The organism is Betaproteobacteria bacterium, from assembly GCA_016791345.1.
In the GTDB taxonomy this organism is placed as follows: domain Bacteria; phylum Pseudomonadota; class Gammaproteobacteria; order Burkholderiales; family JAEUMW01; genus JAEUMW01.
Genome location: JAEUMW010000276.1, coordinates 1 through 3,382 on the forward strand (window position 1 = coordinate 1; position 3,382 = coordinate 3,382).

The window sequence follows — 3,382 nt, forward strand, 5'->3', positions numbered from 1 at the left end:
CGCGCAAGCGGCCAGCCGGCGGGAAGATCGCGGAAGTTGAGGGTGTCGAGATCCGCGCCGAAGCAGACCTCAGCCTCGCCCGGGCCGATGCAGAAGTCCACGGCATCGGGGACGGTCACGGTGGCGACGGTGTGGTACAGGTCGATGTCGCGCTGCGGCACCGGGTGATCGGGAAAGTGCGAAAGGTGCAGGCAGGCGTCGATGAACTCGGCTGCGCGCGCGGCATTCTCGTGCACGCTTGGCCTGCCGCACTCGACGGTGACGGCGGGGCAGAGTGCGGCGAACGCCGCCGATTGCACACCGCGCGGGCGCTCGAAGTGCACCAGCGTGCGGCTGAAGAGCCGGGCGAGATGCAGGAACGGCGGCGCTACCCGGTTGACGCAGGCATAGTGCGGATTGAGCCCGGTGTTGTTGTGGATGTCGATGCTCGCGAAGACGCTCCGCAGCCGCATCTCGTCGACGACAGCCGCCATCACCGCGTGCAGCGGATGGTCCGGCAACTCGCTGCCGGGCCAGACCCGGTTGTAATCCGGCTCGTCGTCGAGTCGCCGCAGGTCGAGGCGGGCGGCCGCGACGTTGCCGATGAAAAGCGACAGCGCGCGCGGCAGCGGCCTGGCGGAGTAGGTCCGCAGCACTTCCTGCATGGCCGCGAGCCCGGTGTTCTCGTTGCCGTGCAGGAGCACGGCAACGAAGAGCGGCTGCGGGCGCTGGCCGGGCAGATGGATCAGCGTCGGTCCGGTCAGGACCGTATGCAGGTCGGTGGGGGCGACAGTGAGCAGACCGTCCGGAACGCGGTCGAGAATCGCAAGCTGCGGTGCGACCCGGCGATCCATCACGCGTCTTTTCCCGGATTCACGCGGCCCATTCGTGGACCGGCAGCCCGCTGCACTGGCGCTCCAGATACGCCTGCGTGAGTGCTGCGAGGTCGCGCCCGTTGGCGGCGTAGCGGCGGCGCAGCCATGCCGCGCCCGTGCGTCCCGAGCCGACGCGCGCCGCGACGATGCCGAGGTAGTGCCCGATCTCTTCCGCCGCCAGCCCGAGGCCGGACAGCCCGTCGCGAGCGGCGGGCAGGAGTTCCTCCAGCAGCAGGCTGCGGGCGTCGGTCGTGCGCCCGTCGAGCCACTCGATCGGCGCGGCGAGTCCGCTGCGCGCCGCGCCGTAGAAGTTCGCGCGCGCCCGGTCGAACGGCAGGCGCGCCTCCGGCGCCACTTCGGCACTGGCAAGCGTGTGCACGAGGCCGAAACAGAGGGCGGCGTTGGCGATCATGTCGGGCACGCTCGGGCCTGCGGGAAGCACGCGATGCTCGATGCGGAAGTGCGGCGTGCCGGCGTCGTCGAAGCCGATCAACGGCCGGTTCCAGCGCCAGATCGTGCCGTTGTGCAGGCGCAGGTGGCCGATCGTGGCGGCGCCGTCGGGCAGGTCGATCGGCAGCAGGCAGGGATAGAGCGAGGCATTCTCGGCGAAGCATTCCAGGAGCGACTCGCGCACGTAGCTGCTGCCGAAGGTCACGCGCTCCGCAGGGCCCTGCGCCGGATGCTGCCGGCCGCCCAGCGAGACCGCCTGCTCGAACAGCGGGACGCGCGTCTCCTCCCACAGATCGCGACCGAAGAGGAGCGGCGAGTTGCCGCACGCCGCCACCAGCGGCGCCGACGCGAGGAGCGCGGCGTTGTAGTAGCGGGCGGCGCGGCTTGCCGGCACCTGCAGGTGCACCTGGAAAGACGTGGTCGCTGCCTCCAGCATGACGTCGTGGTGCCGCGTCGAGAGGTGCTCGCGGCCGGCGATGTCGATCGGGATCGCGCGGCCGCGGCGGGCGCGCATGACTTCGCGATTGAGCGCGTGATAGCGGTTGAGCGGGGACATGTTGGCGAGACACAGGTCGGCCTCGGTGATGGTCGGCAGGATGCCGATCATCACGAACTGCGCATCGAGATCGCGCGCCACCGCGAGACAGTCGCGCCAGGTGGCGGCGAGTTCGCCTTCGAGGCGCTCCAGCGCACCGGCGCCGAGCACCTGCGGCGTGCCGTTCAGCTCGACGTTGAACTTCGAGAGCTCCGGCACCACGAGCGCGCTGGCGAGCGCCGTCAGGAAGCGTTCGTTGAGCGGGGCCGGCGCGAAAGCGCGATCGGTGAGCCAGGCTTCCAGCTCGAAGCCCGCGACGTACGGCGCCTCGGCCAGGGCGCCCGCGCGCACCCATGTTTCCAGGAGCGCCGTCTCGCGGGCAACGTGCTCGCCGAAGCGCCGGAAATCTGCGGCATCGAATACGACCGCGTCGATTTCCCTGCCCATGGTCGCGGTGCTTGTGCTTGCGTGCGGTTGCCGCCCTAGGATTTTTCCGTCGGCGGTTCTCCCGACCCGGCGTCTGCCGCCGTCACCCAGGCGAGCGCGTCGTCGTAGCTGGCGAACACCTCGATCTCCGCATCGGTGAACAGGCTCTCGAGCCAGGCGATCCACGCCAGCCACTGGTTGTCCGTCACCACCGCGACGCGCCCGAACTCGCGCGCGTGGGTGCGCGTGAACTTGAGTTCTTCCCACGCCACGTCGAGCGTGTAGCCCAGCATGTCGCGCAGGTCGATGAGCAGGTTCGCGCTGCCCTGCAGCCTGATCTGGTAGATGGCGTGCTCTTCGAGCTCCTTCATGTCGGCCAGCGTGAACTCGCCGAGCACTGCCACGTTCGTGTATTCGTCTGCAATCTGGATCGAGATCATCGGGGACTCCCGGCATCGTTCGCCGATTATAGGACACCGGCGCGTCAGTCCGCCGCCAGCGGTGCGCGAGGCGCGGCAAGAGTGGCGACGATGCCGCTCGCGATGATGATGGCGATCGCAAGCCAGCTCTCCAGGCCCAGGCTGTCGTCGCCGACCAGCACGCCCAGCAGACTCGCGAACACGACCGTGCTGTAGGCGAGGCTGCCGACCACGATCGTCTGTCCTTCCTGATAGGCGCGCGTCATCGCGAGCTGGGCGAGCGTCGCGCTCGTGCCGAGCCCGGCGATGATGGCGGCCCCCTCCCAGGTCACCGGGTGGAAGGTGTTGGCGAGCATCCACGCGGCGGCCCCAACTGTCGAGATCAGCGTGAAGTAGAAGACGACGCGCCAGTCCGGCTCGCCGGCCTGGCCCAGCTGTTTCACGTTCAGGTAGGCGACGCTCGCCAGAAAACCCGAGGCCAGACCGAACGCAGCCGGGACGATCTCGTCCGAGGCGAACGAAGGCCGCAGCAGCAGACCCACGCCGACGAAGCCAACAACCACCGCGACGAGCAGCCAGCGCGACACGTGTTCCTTGAGCACCCAGGTGGCGAGCACGGCGAGAAACAGAGGGGAGGTGTAGTTGAGGGTTACCGCGGTGGCGAGCGGCAGGCCGCCGATGGCGTAGAAGTAGAGCAG

At 69.2% G+C, this 3,382-nt stretch carries 4 protein-coding genes; all 4 read right to left on the reverse strand.

Translation table 11 applies throughout. The features are described 5' to 3' along the window. A partial coding sequence (locus JNK68_11005; GenBank protein MBL8540888.1) for a succinylglutamate desuccinylase/aspartoacylase family protein occupies nt 1-833 on the reverse strand: 833 nt, incomplete at its 3' end. 19 nt (nt 834-852) lie between these two features. Then, the gene (locus tag JNK68_11010) at nt 853-2,286 is read right to left on the reverse strand and encodes a glutamate--cysteine ligase (protein ID MBL8540889.1); all 1,434 of its coding nucleotides are present in this window, start codon (nt 2,284-2,286) and stop codon (nt 853-855) included. Between the two features lie 35 nt (nt 2,287-2,321). Continuing rightward, nucleotides 2,322-2,705, reverse strand: coding sequence for an STAS/SEC14 domain-containing protein (locus tag JNK68_11015; GenBank protein ID MBL8540890.1), 384 nt, complete (start codon nt 2,703-2,705; stop codon nt 2,322-2,324). A gap of 44 nt (nt 2,706-2,749) precedes the next feature. After that, nucleotides 2,750-3,382, reverse strand: a 633-nt coding sequence (locus JNK68_11020) for a DMT family transporter (GenBank protein ID MBL8540891.1), incomplete at its 5' end; no start/stop codon positions are given.

Bases quoted from the DNA above. Each gene is read 5' to 3' on its own strand.
- JNK68_11010 (MBL8540889.1), bottom strand. From the start codon at position 2,286: ATGGGCAGGGAAATCGACGCGGTCGTATTCGATGCCGCAGATTTCCGG.
- JNK68_11015 (MBL8540890.1), bottom strand. From the start codon at position 2,705: ATGATCTCGATCCAGATTGCAGACGAATACACGAACGTGGCAGTGCTC.